13 protein-coding genes are annotated in these 18,116 nt (G+C 55.1%); 8 read left to right on the top strand and 5 right to left on the bottom strand.

Annotated features, from left to right (window positions below; all coding sequences use genetic code 11):
* Positions 1 to 48 precede the first annotated feature (48 nt).
* From ldtD to HMPREF3142_RS26425, 3 genes are all read left to right on the top strand, one after another.
* Entirely contained in the window at positions 49 to 1,839 is a 1,791-nt protein-coding gene (gene ldtD / locus HMPREF3142_RS26435; protein WP_012542312.1) for a L,D-transpeptidase, read from the top strand.
* 303 nt (positions 1,840 to 2,142) lie between these two features.
* Positions 2,143 to 2,694, top strand: a complete 552-nt coding sequence (locus HMPREF3142_RS26430; RefSeq protein ID WP_004201403.1) for a YcbK family protein — start codon at positions 2,143 to 2,145, stop codon at positions 2,692 to 2,694.
* Between the two features lie 13 nt (positions 2,695 to 2,707).
* The gene (locus HMPREF3142_RS26425) at positions 2,708 to 3,355 is read left to right on the top strand and encodes an MBL fold metallo-hydrolase (protein WP_008805870.1); all 648 of its coding nucleotides are present in this window, start codon (positions 2,708 to 2,710) and stop codon (positions 3,353 to 3,355) included.
* 76 nt (positions 3,356 to 3,431) lie between these two features.
* Here the strand turns inward: HMPREF3142_RS26425 and HMPREF3142_RS26420 are convergent, their stop codons facing one another.
* From HMPREF3142_RS26420 to HMPREF3142_RS26405, 4 genes are all read right to left on the bottom strand, one after another.
* Complete coding sequence (locus HMPREF3142_RS26420) at positions 3,432 to 4,622, bottom strand: amino acid aminotransferase (RefSeq protein ID WP_023339853.1); 1,191 nt, start codon at positions 4,620 to 4,622, stop codon at positions 3,432 to 3,434.
* Between the two features lie 187 nt (positions 4,623 to 4,809).
* Positions 4,810 to 5,889 carry a porin OmpK35 gene (ompK35, locus tag HMPREF3142_RS26415; RefSeq protein WP_070612912.1) on the bottom strand — a complete coding sequence of 360 codons (1,080 nt, stop codon included), beginning with the start codon at positions 5,887 to 5,889 and terminating at the stop codon, positions 4,810 to 4,812.
* A gap of 591 nt (positions 5,890 to 6,480) precedes the next feature.
* Positions 6,481 to 7,881 (bottom strand): asparagine--tRNA ligase, encoded by a 1,401-nt coding sequence (gene asnS / locus HMPREF3142_RS26410; RefSeq protein WP_046621985.1) that lies wholly within the window; start codon positions 7,879 to 7,881, stop codon positions 6,481 to 6,483.
* Positions 7,882 to 8,056: 175 nt separating this feature from the next.
* Positions 8,057 to 8,518, bottom strand: a complete 462-nt coding sequence (locus tag HMPREF3142_RS26405; RefSeq protein WP_002898209.1) for an Lrp/AsnC family transcriptional regulator — start codon at positions 8,516 to 8,518, stop codon at positions 8,057 to 8,059.
* 311 nt (positions 8,519 to 8,829) lie between these two features.
* Between HMPREF3142_RS26405 and dpaL the strand changes: the two genes are divergently transcribed.
* The 4 genes from dpaL (at position 8,830) to HMPREF3142_RS26385 (ending at position 13,901) form a co-directional block, all read left to right on the top strand.
* Positions 8,830 to 10,041: a diaminopropionate ammonia-lyase gene (gene dpaL / locus HMPREF3142_RS26400; protein WP_077270077.1), complete on the top strand. Its 1,212-nt coding sequence runs from the start codon at positions 8,830 to 8,832 to the stop codon at positions 10,039 to 10,041.
* A 122-nt stretch (positions 10,042 to 10,163) separates the two neighbouring features.
* Entirely contained in the window at positions 10,164 to 11,453 is a 1,290-nt protein-coding gene (locus HMPREF3142_RS26395; RefSeq protein WP_070612908.1) for an aromatic amino acid transport family protein, read from the top strand.
* A gap of 24 nt (positions 11,454 to 11,477) precedes the next feature.
* Positions 11,478 to 12,716 (top strand): Zn-dependent hydrolase, encoded by a 1,239-nt coding sequence (locus HMPREF3142_RS26390; protein WP_064142676.1) that lies wholly within the window; start codon positions 11,478 to 11,480, stop codon positions 12,714 to 12,716.
* 18 nt (positions 12,717 to 12,734) lie between these two features.
* Positions 12,735 to 13,901, top strand: a complete 1,167-nt coding sequence (locus HMPREF3142_RS26385) for a M20 aminoacylase family protein (protein WP_064142677.1) — start codon at positions 12,735 to 12,737, stop codon at positions 13,899 to 13,901.
* A 42-nt stretch (positions 13,902 to 13,943) separates the two neighbouring features.
* Here HMPREF3142_RS26385 and pncB read toward each other — a convergent pair whose 3' ends face one another.
* On the bottom strand, positions 13,944 to 15,146 hold the full coding sequence (gene pncB, locus HMPREF3142_RS26380; protein WP_049158055.1) for a nicotinate phosphoribosyltransferase: 1,203 nt from the start codon (positions 15,144 to 15,146) through the stop codon (positions 13,944 to 13,946).
* Between the two features lie 326 nt (positions 15,147 to 15,472).
* On the opposite strand from pncB, the gene pepN reads away from it, so the two are divergent.
* Complete coding sequence (gene pepN / locus HMPREF3142_RS26375) at positions 15,473 to 18,088, top strand: aminopeptidase N (RefSeq protein WP_049158039.1); 2,616 nt, start codon at positions 15,473 to 15,475, stop codon at positions 18,086 to 18,088.
* Positions 18,089 to 18,116: the final 28 nt, after the last annotated feature.

The following is an 18,116-nucleotide window of genomic DNA, read 5'->3' as shown; positions in this document are numbered from 1 at the left end:
AAGCCCACTAATTTGTGGGCGGCAATGTGTGACAACAGGGGGCAAGGGATGTTGCTAAAGAAACGGTATGGTCGTCCATTGTCAGCGCTCAGCCTGAGCCTGGCACTGGCATTTGCTCCGCTGTTCAATGTCCAGGCCGCAGAGCCTGAAGTCGTACCTGGTGATAGCTCCGCTACGCCTGGAGAGCTTTCCGTCGCGCTGACGCAAAGCGATGGGCAATCGCCGGCGGTAGCGAAGCTGGCCGGTGAGCAGCCGCTGTCGATGGAGGCGGCGGCAAACAGTCGCGCCCAGATCGAGGCGCTGTTGCCGGCAGGGTACAAACCTGTCTTTATCAATCCGCTGGTGTCGCTGTACGCCGCCAGGGATATGAAACCGATGTGGGAGAACCGCGAGGCGGTGCAGGCGTTCCAGCAGCAGCTGGCGGAGATCGCCATCGCCGGTTTTCAGCCGCAGTTTACCACCTGGGTCAGTCTGCTGACCGATCCCGCCGTCAGCGGCATGGCGCGCGATGTGGTGTTGTCGGATGCCATGATGGGCTATCTGCACTTTATCAGCGGCATCCCCACCCAGGGGACCCGCTGGCTATATAGCTCGACGCCGTACAAGATGGCGACCCCGCCGCTATCGGTGATTAACCAGTGGCAGCTGGCGCTGGACAATGGCTCCCTGCCGGCGTTTATCGCTGGCCTGGCGCCGCATCATCCGCAGTATGAGGCCATGCACCAGTCGTTGTTGGCGCTGGTGGCTGATTCTCGCCCGTGGCCGCAGATGACCGGTAGCGGCTCGCTGCGCCCCGGCGAATGGAGCAATGATATCGGTGCCCTGCGCGAGATCCTCCAGCGTACCGGGATGCTGGACAATACCGCCAATATCGTTCTGCCCGGCGATGTGGTGAGCCCGTCGGCGAAGAAAAAGAGCAAACCCGCGGCGCGCGGCGTGTACGATCGCCAGCTGGTGGAGGGGGTTAAGCGCTTTCAGGCCATGCAGGGGCTGGGTGCGGATGGCGTCATTGGCCAGTCCACCCGCGACTGGCTCAACGTCTCTTCCGCGCAGCGTGCGGGGGTGCTGGCCTTGAATATTCAGCGTTTACGCCTGCTACCGGGCAAACTGTCGACCGGCATTATGGTGAATATTCCCGCTTTCTCGCTGGTCTATTACCAGGATGGCAGCCAGGTGCTGGCCTCGCGGGTGATCGTCGGGCGTCCGGACCGCAAAACGCCAATGATGAGCAGCGCGCTGAACAACGTGGTGGTCAATCCACCGTGGAACGTGCCGCCGACGCTGGCGCGCAAAGATATCCTGCCGAAGGTGCGTAACAATCCAGGCTATCTGGAGCAGCATGGCTACACCGTGATGCGCGGCTGGAACAGTAAAGAGACCATCGATCCTTATCGGGTCGACTGGTCGACCATCACCGAGAATAATTTACCGTTCCGTTTTCAGCAGGCGCCTGGAGCGCGTAACTCACTGGGCCGCTACAAGTTTAATATGCCGAGTTCAGATGCTATTTATCTGCACGATACGCCGAACCATAATCTGTTCCAGAAAGATGTTCGCGCGCTCAGCTCCGGCTGCGTACGCGTCAATAAGGCCTCGGAGCTGGCCAATATGTTGCTGCAGGACGCGGGCTGGAACGACACGCGTATTTCCGATGCCCTGAAGCAAGGGGACACGCGCTATGTCAATATTCGGCAAAATATACCGGTGAATTTATATTACTTAACGGCTTTTGTGGACGCTGATGGACGTACACAATATCGAACAGATATTTACAATTACGATCTCACCGCGCGATCCAGTGCACAAATTCTGACGAAAGCTGAACAATTAATCAGGTAAATGAAGTAGTTCAATGGATTTTGTTGTCCTAGCACTGGGTAAAAAAGGGCGCTGCTCCTCTGCAGCGCCCGATTTTCCTGGGGTGAGGCTGCCTTGACGTTGGCAATAATGCCCGGTAAGGTGCCTTTCGTGCGCCAGAAGTGCATATACATATCATTCCGCTCAATGCGTAGCGCGGTCAGCGCGAACGCTCTCCTTTGCCGGACAGCATCACGGCTGTGGCGAGCGATGGCGAGCTGGCGGTTAGCCTCGCGCGATGCGGAAAAAGTATATAACGATTCATTGACTGTAGACCTGATTATCATGGACAAATTTGACGCTAATCGCCGCAGATTGCTGGCGTTGGGTGGTGCTGCGCTGGGTGCTGCCGCCATTCTCCCTGCGCCGGCATTTGCCACCCTCTCGACCCCCCGTCCGCGTATTTTGACGCTGAATAACCTGCATACCGGTGAATCGCTCAAGGCGGAGTTTTTCGATGGCAGAGGCTATATTCAGGATGAATTAGCAAGACTTAATCATTTTTTCCGTGATTACCGCGCGAATAAAATTAAGTCCATCGATCCAAATCTGTTCGATCATCTTTATCGGTTGCAGGGATTGCTTGGCACCAACAAACCTGTCCAGCTTATTTCTGGTTATCGTTCCCTCGATACCAATGATGAGCTTCGCGCACGAAGCCGTGGTGTGGCAAAACACAGCTATCACACCAAGGGGCAGGCAATGGATTTCCATATCGAAGGTATTTCGTTAAGCAATATTCGCAAAGCGGCGTTATCTATGCGCGCAGGTGGTGTAGGATATTACCCACGTAGTAACTTTGTGCATATTGATACCGGTCCCGTAAGGCACTGGTAACGAAAGGAGCGTCATGAACTATCGTATTATTCCGGTTACCGCGTTCGCGCAGAACTGTTCTCTCATCTGGTGCGAACAAACCCGCCTGGCGGCGCTGGTCGATCCTGGCGGCGATGCTGAACGTATCAAAGCGGTGGTGGCGGAGGCGGGCGTCACGCTGATGCAGATCCTGCTGACGCATGGCCATCTCGATCACGTCGGCGCCGCTGCGGAACTGGCGCAGCATTATGGCGTACCGGTTATTGGTCCGGAAAAAGAAGATGAGTTCTGGCTGGAAGGATTGCCGGCGCAAAGCCGGATGTTCGGCCTGGAGGATTGCCAGCCGCTGCGTCCGGATCGCTGGCTCAATGAAGGCGATGTGGTCAATGTAGGGAATGTGGCGCTGCAGGTACTGCACTGTCCGGGCCATACGCCGGGTCACGTGGTCTTCTTCGATGACGCTTCCCGATTGCTCATTTCCGGAGACGTGATTTTTAAAGGCGGGGTGGGGCGCAGCGATTTTCCACGCGGCGACCATGGACAGCTGATTGCGGCCATTAAGGATAAGCTGTTGCCGCTGGGCGATGACGTGACCTTTATTCCCGGCCATGGTCCGCTGTCGACGCTGGGTGAGGAACGCCGTAACAACCCGTTCCTGCAGGATGAGATGCCGGTCTGGTAACAGACATGACGCGAACACATAAAAAAGGCCGCATTCGCGGCCTTTTTCTTTTATCTCGCTTAGAGCACGCTGTCGCTTACAGTACTGCGACGATGGCTTCGCACAGCGGCGCCATATTGTCAGGCGTCATCCCGGCCACGTTGATACGTCCGGAAGCAACCGCATAGATGGCGAACTCTTCACGCAGGCGCAGCACCTGCTCTTTAGTCAGGCCGCTGAATGAGAACATGCCGTTCTGCTGGCTGATAAAGCTGAAGTCGCGGCTCGCGCCTTTCTCCTGCAGGGTGTTGACGAACAGCAGGCGCATACGCTGGATGCGCTGGCGCATATCGGTCAGCTCCTGCTCCCAGATCGCACGCAGCGCATCGTTGCTCAGAATGGTGGCGACCACGGAGGCGCCATGCGCAGGCGGGTTGGAGTAGTTGGCGCGGATCACCGATTTCATCTGACTGAATGCGCGGTCCACGGCCTCCTGATCGGTGGCGACCAGCGTGCAGGCGCCGACGCGCTCATTGTACAGGCCAAAGTTTTTCGAGTAGGAGCTGGCGACCAGCAGCTCTTTGTGCAGCGCAGCAAAGGCGCGCAGACCTTCAGCATCTTCTTCCAGACCGCGGGCGAAGCCCTGGTAGGCGAAATCAAACAGCGGGAGCCAGCCTTTTTCCACTGACAGCTGAGCCAGCTGCTGCCACTGGTCGAGCGTCGGATCGATACCGGTCGGGTTGTGGCAGCAGCCGTGGAACAGCACCACGTCGCCGGCCTGGGCTTCGGTCAGGCTGGCCAGCAGACCCTCAAAGTCCAGCGCATGGTTAGCGGCGTCGTAGTAGGTATATTCGCGCACTTCCAGCCCGGCAGAGGTAAACACGCTCTTGTGGTTCGGCCAGCTTGGGTTGCTCACCCACACGCGTTTCACGTCGGTGTTTTTGGCGAGGAAGTCAGCCGCGACACGCAGAGCGCCAGTACCGCCAGGGGTCTGCGCAGTGCGGGCGCGTTTATCAGCGATAATCGCATTGCCTTTACCGAACAGCAGCTCCTGGGTGCAGCGACCAAATTCAGGAATACCATCGATGCCCAGATAGTTTTTAGTCGTTTCATTTTCCAGCAGGTACTGCTCTGCTTTCTTGACGCTGGTCAGAACGGGTGTTTTACCGGTTTCATCCTTGTAAACACCAATTCCGAGGTTAATTTTTTCAGGGCGGTCATCGGCACGAAACAGATCGGCCAGACCTAAAATCGGGTCGGCTGGGGCGGCGGTAATGTTCTCAAACATGACGAGGTTCCATTGTGATTACTGAAGGGAAATCCGCTATCAGGTTAACGGGAGAATAACGAATTGCCAACCGTTTGCTACAAAAAGCGAGAAGGTTTTCGAAAGATACGATCTTTGCCTCACGAATACAGAAAAGCAGGACCGAAGTCCTGCTTTGAAGGCATATCACGAAGGGGTGTACTGCAGATTAGAACTGGTAAACGATACCCACGGCCGCCTGGTCGTCGGTGGCTACGCCAGCCGCTTTGGTGTAATCGTTGTCGTCCAGCTGGTTGAATTTATACGCAGCGTAGACGTTCATGTTCTTGTTGAAGTAGTACCAGGTACCCACTTCGATGTATTTAACCAGATCCGCATCGCCGCCGGAGAAGCCAGCACGTGACTGCAGGTCTTTACCTTTGGTCTGCACGTAACCGATGGACGGACGCAGGCCGAAGTCGAACTGATACTGTACGACAGCTTCAAAGTTCTGGGTTTTGCCCGCGAAGTGGTTATCTTCTTCCGGAGTCATGTTGTAGGTCTGAGAGTACATGACCGCTGCATAGACGTTGTTGGCGTCATATTTTGCAGAGGTTGCCCAGGCTTCGGCTTTGTCGCCATTGCCGTCAGCTTTCTGAACGACGCTACGGTTGGAGCCGGAGTAGCCTGCAGACAGTGCGATACCGTTGTCGAACGCGTAGGTGGCTGCGGTGCTGAAGCCGTCGCCATTCTGCTTGCGAACCGCACGGTCGTGGTCGTTTTTACCCTGGTACTGCAGCGCGAAGCTCAGGCCGTCAACCAGACCAAAGAAGTCAGAGTTACGGTAGGTTGCCACGCCGTTGGTACGGCCGGTCATGTAGTTGTCGGTGTAGTTCCAGCCGTCGCCGCCCCATTCAACCAGCATATCGGTTGCTGCTTCGACATCGTAGATCGCGCCGTAGTTACGGCCGTAGTCGAATGAACCGTATTCGCCCGCTTTCAGACCCGCGAACGCCAGACGGGTTTTCGTCGGTTGGGAACCTTCAACATTGGACGCATCCATGTTGTATTCCCACTGGCCGTAACCGGTCAGCTGATCGTTGATCTGAGTTTCGCCTTTCAGGCCGATACGGGCATAGGTGGTATCGTCGCTGCTGGTGTCGCCATTGGTGGTCCAGACGTGCTCGCCGACCATTTTCCCATAGAAGTCCAGTTTGTTGCCGTTTTTGTTATAGATTTCTGCAGCGTTGGCTGCACCGGCTACCAGCAGGGCAGGGATCACCACTGCCAGAATATTGCGCTTCATCATTATTTATTACCCTCATTAATATTTTTTATATGAACACGTGCCACTGCCGTCAATAAGTTCTGTCAATAAAAACTTACAGAACCATTGATGAGAGTTTGGTGTCTGAAGGCATCTTTCCATCCGCGACAACGTTTCGCTAGCCGGAAAATGCTACGAATATCTCATATGAGTAACAAAACGAAAAATCATGTAACTAAATGTGTATTTTGGGGAACTTTGTGAACTTAATCAAAATTCCGTTCCACCTGATGAGGTAAAACGCCATTGCTTATCTATCTATATGAATTATTTATGATTAATTTGGATAAGCGGCAATTCGTTCATTTTATGTGTTGAATTCGTCTTCTTTTTATTCAGCCTCTGTCTTGGCAAGACGTGCGGCGCATGGTTAAAAAATGAGCAAATTTATCAGGGGTTTTGCTCTGATATGAACATAAAGTGCGATCTGCATCACCGGTGTGCACCGAAACAGTGCGTAACATAAATGTGATTTCCAGGCCTTGATGTTTAAGTTTGTTGAATTTTGCTAACAGTAATTGACATAAAAAAAGGCCAGCTTGCGCTGGCCTTTCAGGTTTATGTCAGAAAAATTTAGAATGTCGCGTTGCGCGGGGTACGCGGGAACGGAATGACATCGCGGACGTTCTGCACGCCGGTGACGTAAGCGATGAGGCGTTCGAAGCCCAGACCGAAGCCGGAGTGCGGTACGGTGCCGTAGCGGCGCAGGTCGCGATACCACCAGTAGTCTTCTTTGTTGAGCCCCATCTCTGCCATACGCGCGTCCAGCACGTCGAGACGCTCCTCACGCTGGGAACCACCGATGATCTCGCCGATGCCCGGCGCCAGCACGTCCATTGCCGCGACGGTTTTACCGTCTTCGTTAAGGCGCATGTAGAAGGCCTTAATGTCTTTCGGATAGTTTTTCACCACGACCGGCGCTTTGAAGTGTTCTTCAGCCAGATAACGCTCGTGCTCGGAGGAGAGATCCACGCCCCAGTAAACCGGGTTCTCAAACTGCTTACCGCAGTTTTCCAGGATAGTGACGGCATCGGTGTAATCCACCTGAGCAAAATCAGCGGAGACGAAACGCTGCAGACGGTCGATAGCGTCTTTGTCTACGCGCTCGGCGAAGAACTGCATGTCATCCGCACGCTCTTCCAGTACCGCCTTAAAGACGTACTTGAGCATCGCTTCCGCCAGACCAGCAACATCGTTGAGGCTCGCGAAGGCGACTTCCGGCTCCAGCATCCAGAACTCCGCCAGGTGGCGGCTGGTGTTGGAGTTTTCGGCGCGGAAGGTTGGGCCGAAGGTGTAGATTTTCGACAGCGCACAGGCGTAGGTCTCGCCGTTCAGCTGGCCGGATACGGTCAGGAACGACTCTTTACCAAAGAAGTCTTTATCGAAGTCGACTTTGCCCTGATCGTTACGCGGCAGGTTTTCCAGATCCAGCGTCGACACGCGGAACATTTCGCCGGCGCCTTCGGTATCGGAAGCGGTGATCAGCGGGGTGGAAACCCAGAAGAAGCCCTGTTCGTCGAAGAAACGGTGCAGCGCCTGTGCCAGGGTATGACGCACGCGAGCTACCGCGCCAATCAGATTGGTGCGCGGACGCAGGTGCGCTACTTCACGCAGATACTCGATGCTGTGGCGCTTGGCCGCCATCGGGTAGGTGTCCGGGTCTTCCACCCAGCCGGTGACTTCCACGCTGCTCGCCTGGATCTCAAAGCTTTGACCCTGACCCTGGGAAGCCACGACTTTACCGGTGACAATCACCGAGCAACCGGTGGTCAGGCGCAGCACTTCCTGATTGTAATTGGGCAGAGAATTATTAATAACGGCCTGTACAGGATCAAAGCAGGAACCGTCATAGACGGCGAGGAATGAAAAGCCAGCTTTAGAATCTCGGCGGGTACGCACCCATCCGCGGACCGTGACTTCGCTGTCAACGGCAACGCGGCCCTGGAGTACGTCGGCTACAGGCACAACGCTCATAATAATCTCTCTATGTAGTCCAATAAAAAAGTCTCTTCCCCCAACAGCGGGGGGATATCTATGTTACCTGTCATCTTCCATCAGACAAGTAGATTTCGCACAGGGAAGGGTGGATTTCGGAAATAAATACACCTCCGGGGCGTTCTTTGGCTCCCCATGTCGACTTTTACACGACTTACTCGATAATGACCGTCATTTCCTGCTTCGCATTTTGCATCGACACGATGGTCCGGAAAGACTTGATATTTCCCGAGGCAAAAAAGAGTTCACGGGTTAGCGCTTCGTATTCCGCCATATCACGGACGTTGATCACGAGCAGAAAATCGAAGTCGCCAGTGACATAGTAGACCTGCTGCACTTGCGGACAGGTTACGAAACGCTGTTTATCCTCCTCAAGCAGATCGAGACGTTCATTCTCAATGGTCACCTGCACCATAATGGTGATCGGTCTTCCCACTTTACTGGCGTCCACTAAGCTAACACTGCCTTTAATCACTCCTGCATCCTCCAGTGCAGCGATACGCCGATTGACTGCCGAAGGAGACAGGCTGATCCGATCGGCGATCTCCCGTTGCGACAAGCGATTATTACGCTGCAAGAGCGTAAGAATTTTTTTATCCCATGCGTCAAGTTTCATCATATATCTCGTCCTGCAAGCCTGTGATCAACCTCACTAATGCAACGTTGTTGCGTGAGAATGATAAAACAGAGTGAAAATTGCGGCGCGATGGGCAACTTTGCGCCAATTAACCGCCGGGCGCAGTGTACCATCACAGGCAGTGGGAAAGCGGTATATCGCGACAAAAAGCCTCTCACATTCTGACTTAACCAATTTAAAGCGACCGTCCTGTCTCAGGCCGCACGGATCCGTGCACCCGTCGTTTAGGCGGAATGGTCGCAAATAACGTTATCGTCGCAGGACGATATGAAAATAGAGGTGCCTGAATAGTGGACACAATTAAATATCAACTTAACGCCCGGCGGCAGCCCTATGGCCATGGAGCAGACTTGAGTCTGCTGAATGAAAGCGTGGGGAACGAAGTGCTGGCATTCCATCAAAAATTTCCTGATTACCGGGTCACGCCGCTGCGTAAGCTGGAATTTTTAAGCCAGCGGCTAGGGCTGGGATCGATCCATATAAAAGATGAAGCGCAGCGATTCGGTTTGAATGCGTTTAAAGGACTAGGCGGGTCCTATGCGATGGGGAAATATCTCGCCGCTCTGCTTGAGCGAGATATTAATACGTTGAGCTTTGCCGAGCTTAATTCACCAGTGATTAAGGCGCGTATCAAGGACATCGTATTTGTGACTGCTACCGACGGTAACCACGGACGTGGCGTGGCGTGGGCGGCTGAGCAGCTTGGGCTGCGTGCGGTGGTGTATATGCCAAAGGGCTCGTCGCCGGTACGCGCGCGGAATATTCGCCGGCATGGCGCCGAATGCACGATTACTGAACTGAACTACGACGACACAGTTCGGCTGGCGGCCAAAACCGCGCGCGAGCAGGGATGGGTTCTACTCCAGGATACCGCCTGGCAGGGCTACGAGCAGATCCCCACATGGATCATGCAAGGCTATACGACCCTCGCTGTTGAAATCTGGCAGCAACTGGCAGAAAGCGGAGCGCCGATGCCGACGCATCTGTTTTTACAAGCCGGGGTCGGGTCGTTTGCCGGTAGCATCATGGGATATTTCATCGAAAAGATGCAGCAGCAGGCTCCCACCATCATCATCGTTGAGCCGCACAAGGCGAACTGCCTGTATCGCTCGGCAACCATTAATGACGGACTGCCGCACAGCGTCGGCGGGGATATGTCAACTCTGATGGCCGGGCTTGCCTGTGGTGAACCTAACATCACCAGCTGGCCAATGCTCCGCGACCATGCCACCTGTTTTATTTCCGCCGACGATTGTCTGGCCGCCAATGGCATGCGCCTGTTGGCCGCTCCGCGACCAGGTACTGACGAACCTTTTGTCTCCGGGGAATCCGGCGCTATTGGCACAGGAGTGCTTTATGCGCTGATGACTCAACCGGCGTATCGCGAGCTTGCCGAATCGCTGCGCCTGAATGCCGATGCACAGGTTCTGTTAATCAGCACGGAAGGAGATACATCACCCGATGTCTATGAAGACATCGTCTGGTTTGGCCGTAATGGTTGAGCGCTATCGACAATAACAAGGGGGCCATCTTACCTACCCTACAAGCCCTCGGTATGACAAGCGTTCTGACTCATAACGAAAACATACGCGCTTTCGCGTCATGCATAGAGAGAACCTGACCGATGAATACTGAAAATATAATTATCAATAAAGGATATTCCGATCCCGCAAAGTGGCATAGCGAAGATACCGTTTGGGTCCTTGGCCTGTTCGGTACCGCCATTGGCGCTGGGGTGCTGTTTCTGCCGATTAATGCCGGAATTGGCGGCTTCTGGCCGCTGCTGATTGTTTTTGTCCTCGCTTTTCCTATTACTTATCTGGCTCACCGCGGTCTGGCGAGATTCATTTACTCTTCCAATACGCCGGAAAGCAGTATTACCGATGTTATTGGCGAGCATTTTGGCGCGCTGGCGGGAAAAGTATTTACCGTCATCTATTTCTTCGCCGTCTATACCATCCTGATTATGTATGCGGTGGCTATCACCAACACCGCGCAGAGCTTTATCACCCACCAGTTGGCAATGGCCGAGCCTCCCCGGTCGCTGGTGGCCATCGTTCTGATCCTCGGGCTGATGTTTATCGTCCGTTTCGGACAGCGTGTGATAATGCGGGTGATGAGCACCCTGGTTTATCCCTTCATCATCTCGCTTATTTTTATGGCACTTTTTCTGATTCCGCACTGGAACGGCGCAATTTTGCAAACCGTAAACTTCAGCGCCACGGGCGATGGGCAGGGGATCATGTTATCCCTCTGGATGACCTTCCCGGTACTGGTGATGTCGTTTAACCACTATCCCATCATTTCGCCGATGGTGGTGCGCCAGAAGCAGCGTTACGGTCTGGCGCTCGCTGAGGGTAAATGTGCGCAGATCCAGCGCTACGGTATCCTGCTCATGACGGTGGTGGTGCTGTTTTTTGTTCTCAGCTGCGTGTTAAGCCTGTCGCCGCAGCAACTGGCGGAAGCCAAAGCCCAGAATCTGTCGATTTTGTCCTATCTGGCCAATCAGTACGATACACCGATTATTGCCTGGCTATCGCCGATTATCGCCTTTGTCGCTATTACTAAATCATTTCTTGGCCACTACATCGGCGCCTATGAATCGCTGCGCGACCTGATTCTGGAGGCCGCCGCGGCACGCGGTAAAAAACCTGGTATTCGCCTCGTCGACGCGGTCATCCTGGTGTTTATGGTGCTTACCTGCTGGTTCGCCGCGTACAAGAACCCCAGTATCCTCGGTATTATCGAATGCATCAGCGGTCCCACCGGGGCGGCAATTCTGCTGCTGTTGCCTATGTACGCCATTCATAAATTACCGGTGCTTGCCCCTTGGCGCGGTAAAGCGAGCAACGTTTTCGTCACCCTGATTGGGCTTATCACCGTATCTGCCATTTTTTACGGCATGTTCCAATAACCACCATTATTAGCGAGATGTTTTATGAGTCATTATCTGCAGATTAACGGCCAACGGCTTATCGATTCCCTGTATGCACTTGGCGAACATGGTGCGCTGCCAGGCGGCGGCGTATGCCGCCTGGCAGCGACTGCCGAAGATAAAGCCGGCAGGGACTTTGTTGTAGCCCGCATGAAGGCGCTGGGCCTGAGCGTGTCAATTGATGCTATCGGCAATGTCACCGGCGTTTATCACGGCGAGGAGACTTTGCCGATGGTGATGATGGGGTCACATATCGATACCGTCGCCACAGGTGGGTTATACGATGGCAACTACGGCGTTATGGCCGGCCTTGAGGTGATTGCCACCCTCCAGGATGCCGGGATCCGCACACGACGACCGTTGGCGGTAACCTTCTTTACTAACGAGGAGGGGGTGCGATTTCAGCCCGATATGATGGGCAGCGTGGTGTTTGCCGGCGAGTATCCGTTGGCGCAGGCGCTCGCGGCAAAAGATCTCGACGGTATCACGCTCGATGAAGCGCTGCGTAACATTGGTTATAAAGGCGAACGTCAGCCGGGAGATATGGCGGTAGATAGCTACGTTGAGCTGCATATCGAACAGGGACCAATTCTTGATAAAGAGCAGATTGATATTGGCGTGGTTACCGGCGTGCAGGGTATTTCGTGGCAGGAATTTACCCTGAGAGGCGTATCGAATCATGCGGGTACTACCCCAATGTCCATGAGACGTGATGCCGGGCTGGCGGCTGCGAAAATCGCTGTTTTTGCCCGTGAGCTGGCGCTAAGCTTTGGTGGTAATCAGGTAGCTACCGTTGGACATTTCAGCGTGAAGCCTAATCTAATCAACGTCATTCCCAACCATGTCGTCATGTCAGTGGATCTCCGCAATACCGATAATGCGATCTTATGTCTGGCGGAGCAGCAATTGGCCGAATTTGTCGCGAAAACGTCGCAGGAAGAGGGCGTGGAGATAACCAGCCGCTCACTGGTGCGCTTTAATCCGGTCATTTTTGCCGATGAGATCGTCAATGCGGTGGAAGCCGAGGCGGAGCGTCAGGCGCTCAGTTACCGACGTTTGCCAAGCGGCGCCGGACACGATGCACAATTTATGGCGTCGGTATGTCCCGCCGGGATGATTTTTGTCCCCTGCGTCGATGGCATTAGCCATAACGTCAAAGAACATAGCGCAGCCAAAGATCTGATTGCTGGCGCCAATGTGCTGCTGCAGGTGGTTTTACAGCGCGCCCAGCGTATGGACTAATGTTTACAGGAGCAGAGAATGAATCAGCAACAGCTAAAGCAGCAGCTTATCGCCTGGCGTCACTATTTGCATGCCCATCCGGAAAGCGCCTTCGAGGAGCAGAATACTTCACGGTTTATTGCCGAAAAGCTCGAGGCTATGGGCATTGAGGTGCACCGCGATATTGGCAAAACCGGGGTGGTGGGGAGATTGAAATGCGGCGACGGGAAGGGCGTTATTGCTATTCGTGCCGATATCGATGCCATTCAATTGACCGAACAGGGAGACTGGTCTTACCGCTCCATGACCGCCGAGCGGATGCACGGCTGCGGACATGATGGTCATACCTGCATTGCGCTGGGCGCGGCGCAGTTGCTATTGCAGCGGCAGAATTTTAACGGCACGGTCTGCTTTGTTTTTCAGCCTGCTGAGGAACCTGGCTATGGCGCCAGAGCGATGATGGACGATGGCGTTATTGAACGCTTTGGCATAGAGGAAATCTACGGTCTGCATAATATGCCGGGTATGAAAGCCGGGACTATCGCCACGCGAGTCGGTGGCATTATGGCCAGTGAAGATAACTTTATTATTCGTATTAAAGGGCAGGGAGCGCATGCGGCGCGGCCGCATATGGCGAAAGATCCGCTGGTCATTGCGGCGGAAATCATCCTGGCTTTGCAGACAATTGTTTCGCGAAATGTTGATCCGAACGTGCCAGCGGTGATTTCCTGTACTGAACTGCACACCGATGGCATCCGCAATGCGATTCCGACGCACGTCGAAATCAAAGGGGATACGCGCAGCTTTGCACCGGAGGTGCAGATGCTGCTCGAAGAACGAATGCGTACCATTAGCGAAGCGATTTGCGCGATGCACGGTGCGACGTGCCAGTTCAGCTATACCCATGAATTTGCGCCAACGGTGAACTGGCCGCAATGCGTTGATGTGGCGGTCACCGCTGCGATTAACGTGGTAGGGGCTGAGAAGGTGGACGGCAACGTCGCACAGATGATGATTTCGGAGGATTTTGGCGCTTTTCTGCAAAAAATCCCCGGCTGTTTCATCTTTTTAGGCAACGGCGATAGTTCAGATGCTCAGGGCAATACACCGTTGCATAATGCCTGCTACGACTTTAATGATGAGATATTGCTAACTGGCGCGGAGTATTTTGCCGAGGTCGTCAGAACCCGTCTGCCGCAGGAGTGATATTGATTGGCCCGATAGCAGAATGCCGTCGGGCCATGTTTTTTAGCTCGCCTTTTTAATCGGCGGCAGGTCGAACGCCTCGCGCAGGGCGCGGACGAAGGCCTTATCGTGGCAGATGGTTTTCCCCGGGCTGTCGGAGAGTTTCGCCACCGGTTTGCCGTTACATTCCACCAGCTTAATCACGATATTGAGCGGTTTAACCTGCGGCAGATCGCAGGTTAAACGGGTGCCGATACCAAAGCTCAATTTCACCCGCGAGGCGAAGTGGCGATACAAATCGACCGCTTTGGCGAGATCGAGATTATCGGAGAAGACCAGCACTTTGCTCAGCGGATCGATGCCCAGCTTCTGATAATGGGCGATGGCTTTTTCACCCCATTCCACCGGGTCGCCGGAGTCATGGCGCAAACCCTGATAGCGGGTAGCGAATTCCGGACCAAAATCGCGCAGGAACGCATCCATGGTGATGCAGTCGGTCAGCGCGATGCCCAGCTGGTCGGGATACTCTTCCAGCCAGGCGGCAAGGGCCGCCCGCTGGCTGCTGGCGAGGTTCGGGCTGATCTGCTGGTGGGCCTGGAACCATTCGTGCGCCTGGGTGCCCATCGGGGTTAAATGTAAACGACGAGCCAGATCGTAATTGCTGGTGCCGACAAACCACGGCTCCTGCTGCAGACGTTGCACAATGTCCTCTTGCACTTCGCGTGAAAAACGACGGCGGGTGCCGAAGTCCATCAGGCGGAAGGCGCGCATATCGAGGCCAGCGGTCATGCTGGCGAAGTCGCCTAGCTTATGTTCCAGCGTGTTCAGCGCCTGATCGACGCCCATTTCTGGTGAACGATAGCGATGGACCAGCTCGCTTATCACCGCCAGCAGCGGGACTTCCCACATGATGGCTTCACGCCACGGGCCGGTAAGGCGAATGTTCAGCTTGCCGTTGTCATTGCTGACTGTGACCTGGCGCGGGTCATAGCGAAAATCGCGCAGCCAGTCGAGATAATCCTGGCGGAAAAAGGGAAGGGTGGACAACCAGTGATATTCATCATCCCGCAGTCTCAGGTCGCGCATGGACTCCACCTGCTCGCGGATCGCGTCGGCATAAATGCCGAGCAGGTCGTCTCCGCGGCAGCGAAACTCCGCCGCCACATGCACATCGCCGTAGCGGTGGAAGACAGCCTGCTGCATGTGCAGCTTGTAGGCATCCGTATCAAGCAGCGAGTGCAGTACAGGAGAAGTGAATTGTGTCATGGTGCGCAGTAGCATCCTCTCACTGGAGCGTTCCATCCAAACCAACGCGAAAAAAGGAGGCGGAGTATACCTTTATTACCCGGCTCTGTCCCGCGATGGCGAGCGATGGCGACGCTGACGGTCATTTGCGAGGCCTAGTTTAATATATTGAACATGGATCACACCACAAGCTTTGCGTCGGGTCGAGGGCATTTCGTGCCGCGCGTGTTAACAAAATGTAGCGGTTTTCGTGTTTCACATTGAAAAGATGAAGATTCTGCATAGCGCGATTGACACAACGGGAATAGACTGGGACGACACTTTACCCAAGATGCGAAAGGTTTTTTATGACACAACAGCCCCAAGCCAAATACCGCCACGACTATCGTGCGCCGGAGTATCTGATTAGCGATATCGATTTGACCTTTGACCTGGATGCCGCAAAAACCGTCGTTACGGCCGAGAGCAAGGTCTCCCGCCACGCGGCTGCGTCTGATGTGCCATTGCGCCTCGACGGCGAAGATCTGACCCTGATCGCGCTGCAAGTGAACGGCCAGCCGTGGAGTGACTATAAAGAAGAAAACAATCAGCTGGTGATCGGCGGTCTGCCGGAGCATTTCACCCTGACCATCGTCAATGAGATCAGCCCGGCGGCGAACACCGCACTGGAAGGCCTGTATCAGTCAGGCGAAGCGCTGTGTACGCAGTGCGAAGCGGAAGGTTTCCGCCATATTACCTGGTACCTGGACCGCCCGGACGTGCTGGCGCGGTTTACCACCAAAATCATCGCCGACAAAGCGAAATACCCGTTCCTGCTCTCCAACGGCAACCGCATGGCGCAGGGAGAGCTGGAGAATGGTCGTCACTGGGTACAGTGGCAGGATCCGTTCCCGAAACCGTGCTACCTGTTTGCGCTGGTGGCCGGTGATTTTGACGTCCTGCGTGACACCTTTACCACCCGCTCCGGTCGTGAAGTGGCGCTGGAGCTGTACGTCGATCGCGGCAATCTCGACCGCGCGCCGTGGGCAATGACCTCGCTGAAAAATTCCATGAAATGGGATGAGGAGCGCTTTGGGCTCGAGTACGACCTCGACATCTATATGATTGTCGCCGTCGACTTCTTTAATATGGGCGCGATGGAGAACAAAGGACTCAACGTCTTTAACTCCAAATATGTCCTGGCCCGTACCGATACCGCCACCGATAAAGACTATCTTGATATCGAGCGGGTGATTGGTCATGAGTATTTCCATAACTGGACCGGCAACCGCGTCACCTGCCGCGACTGGTTCCAGCTCAGCCTGAAAGAAGGGCTGACCGTGTTCCGCGATCAGGAGTTCAGCTCCGACCTAGGCTCACGGGCGGTTAACCGCATCAACAATGTGCGCACCATGCGCGGGTTGCAGTTTGCTGAAGACGCCAGCCCGATGGCGCACCCGATCCGCCCGGATATGGTTATCGAAATGAACAACTTCTACACCCTGACGGTTTATGAAAAGGGTGCCGAAGTGATCCGCATGCTGCACACCCTGCTGGGTGAAGAAAACTTCCAGAAAGGGATGCAGCTGTACTTTGAACGCCATGACGGCAGCGCCGCGACCTGCGATGATTTCGTCCAGGCGATGGAGGATGCCTCTAACGTCGATCTGTCACACTTCCGCCGCTGGTACAGCCAGTCCGGTACGCCAATCGTCACCGTGCATGACGACTACAACCCGGAAACCGAGCAGTACACGCTGACCATCAGCCAGCGTACGCCGCCGACCGCCGAGCAGGCCGAGAAGCAGCCGTTGCATATCCCGTTTGCCATTGAGCTGTACGATAACGAAGGCAAGGTGATCCCCCTGCAGAAGGGCGGCCATCCGCTGCACCCGGTGCTCAATGTAACTCAGGCCGAGCAGACTTTCGTCTTCGATAACGTCTATTTCCAGCCGGTGCCGGCGCTGCTGTGCGAATTTTCAGCACCAGTGAAACTGGAATATAAGTGGAGCGATCAGCAGCTCACCTTCCTGATGCGCCATGCGCGGAATGATTTCTCGCGCTGGGATGCGGCGCAGAGCCTGCTGGCGACCTATATCAAGCTGAACGTCAACCGTCATCAGCAGGGACAGCCGCTGTCGCTGCCGGTACACGTGGCGGACGCCTTCCGCGCCATCCTGCTGGACGAGAAGATTGACCCGGCGCTGGCCGCCGAGATCTTAACCCTGCCGTCGGCCAACGAAATCGCCGAGATGTTCGCCATTATCGATCCGATCGCCATCGCCACCGTGCGCGAAGCGCTCACCCGCACTCTGGCGAACGAACTGGCGGACGAATTCCTCGCGGTTTATCACGCCAATAAACTCGACAGCTACCGTGTGGAGCACGCCGATATTGGTAAGCGTGCCCTGCGCAATACCTGCCTGCGCTATCTGGCGTTTGCGGAGCCAACGCTGGGCGATAAGCTGGTGTCGGCGCAGTATCACCAGGCGGATAACATGACCGACGCGCTGGCCGCCCTGTCGGCAGCGGTTGCCGCCGAGCTGCCGAGCCGCGATGCGCTGATGCAGGAGTATGACGATAAATGGCATCAGGACGGTCTGGTGATGGATAAGTGGTTTATCCTGCAGTCCACCAGCCCGGCGGCCAATGTGGTGAAAACAGTGCGTGGTCTGCTGAATCACCGTTCATTCAGCATGAGCAACCCGAACCGTGTGCGGTCGCTAATCGGCGCTTTCGCCAGCAGCAACCCGGCGGCGTTCCATGCTGAAGACGGCAGCGGCTACCAGTTCCTGGTGGAGATGCTGACCGAACTTAACCAGCGCAACCCGCAGGTGGCGTCGCGTCTTATTGAGCCGTTGATTCGTCTGAAGCGTTATGATGAGAAGCGACAGGCGCTGATGCGCGCTGCGCTGGAGCAGTTGAAGGGGCTGGAGAATCTCTCCGGCGATCTGTTCGAGAAAATCAGTAAGGCGCTGGCGTAACGGTGGCAAAATCCCCGGTTGCGCTCTC

Origin of the sequence: Klebsiella sp. HMSC16C06, from assembly GCF_001808325.1 — a bacterium.
Taxonomy (GTDB): Bacteria; Pseudomonadota; Gammaproteobacteria; order Enterobacterales; family Enterobacteriaceae; genus Klebsiella; species Klebsiella variicola.
Note: the sequence above shows the minus strand (reverse complement) of the source record. Positions and strands in the feature narration are given on the sequence as shown.

Coding starts and splice junctions, on each gene's coding strand:
- pepN (WP_049158039.1), top strand. CDS start 15,473: ATGACACAACAGCCCCAAGCCAAATACCGCCACGACTATCGTGCGCCG.
- HMPREF3142_RS26395 (WP_070612908.1), top strand. CDS start 10,164: ATGAATACTGAAAATATAATTATCAATAAAGGATATTCCGATCCCGCA.
- asnS (WP_046621985.1), bottom strand. CDS start 7,881: ATGAGCGTTGTGCCTGTAGCCGACGTACTCCAGGGCCGCGTTGCCGTT.
- HMPREF3142_RS26385 (WP_064142677.1), top strand. CDS start 12,735: ATGAATCAGCAACAGCTAAAGCAGCAGCTTATCGCCTGGCGTCACTAT.
- ompK35 (WP_070612912.1), bottom strand. CDS start 5,889: ATGATGAAGCGCAATATTCTGGCAGTGGTGATCCCTGCCCTGCTGGTA.
- HMPREF3142_RS26390 (WP_064142676.1), top strand. CDS start 11,478: ATGAGTCATTATCTGCAGATTAACGGCCAACGGCTTATCGATTCCCTG.
- HMPREF3142_RS26420 (WP_023339853.1), bottom strand. CDS start 4,622: ATGTTTGAGAACATTACCGCCGCCCCAGCCGACCCGATTTTAGGTCTG.
- ldtD (WP_012542312.1), top strand. CDS start 49: ATGTTGCTAAAGAAACGGTATGGTCGTCCATTGTCAGCGCTCAGCCTG.
- HMPREF3142_RS26425 (WP_008805870.1), top strand. CDS start 2,708: ATGAACTATCGTATTATTCCGGTTACCGCGTTCGCGCAGAACTGTTCT.
- HMPREF3142_RS26430 (WP_004201403.1), top strand. CDS start 2,143: ATGGACAAATTTGACGCTAATCGCCGCAGATTGCTGGCGTTGGGTGGT.
- pncB (WP_049158055.1), bottom strand. CDS start 15,146: ATGACACAATTCACTTCTCCTGTACTGCACTCGCTGCTTGATACGGAT.
- HMPREF3142_RS26405 (WP_002898209.1), bottom strand. CDS start 8,518: ATGAAACTTGACGCATGGGATAAAAAAATTCTTACGCTCTTGCAGCGT.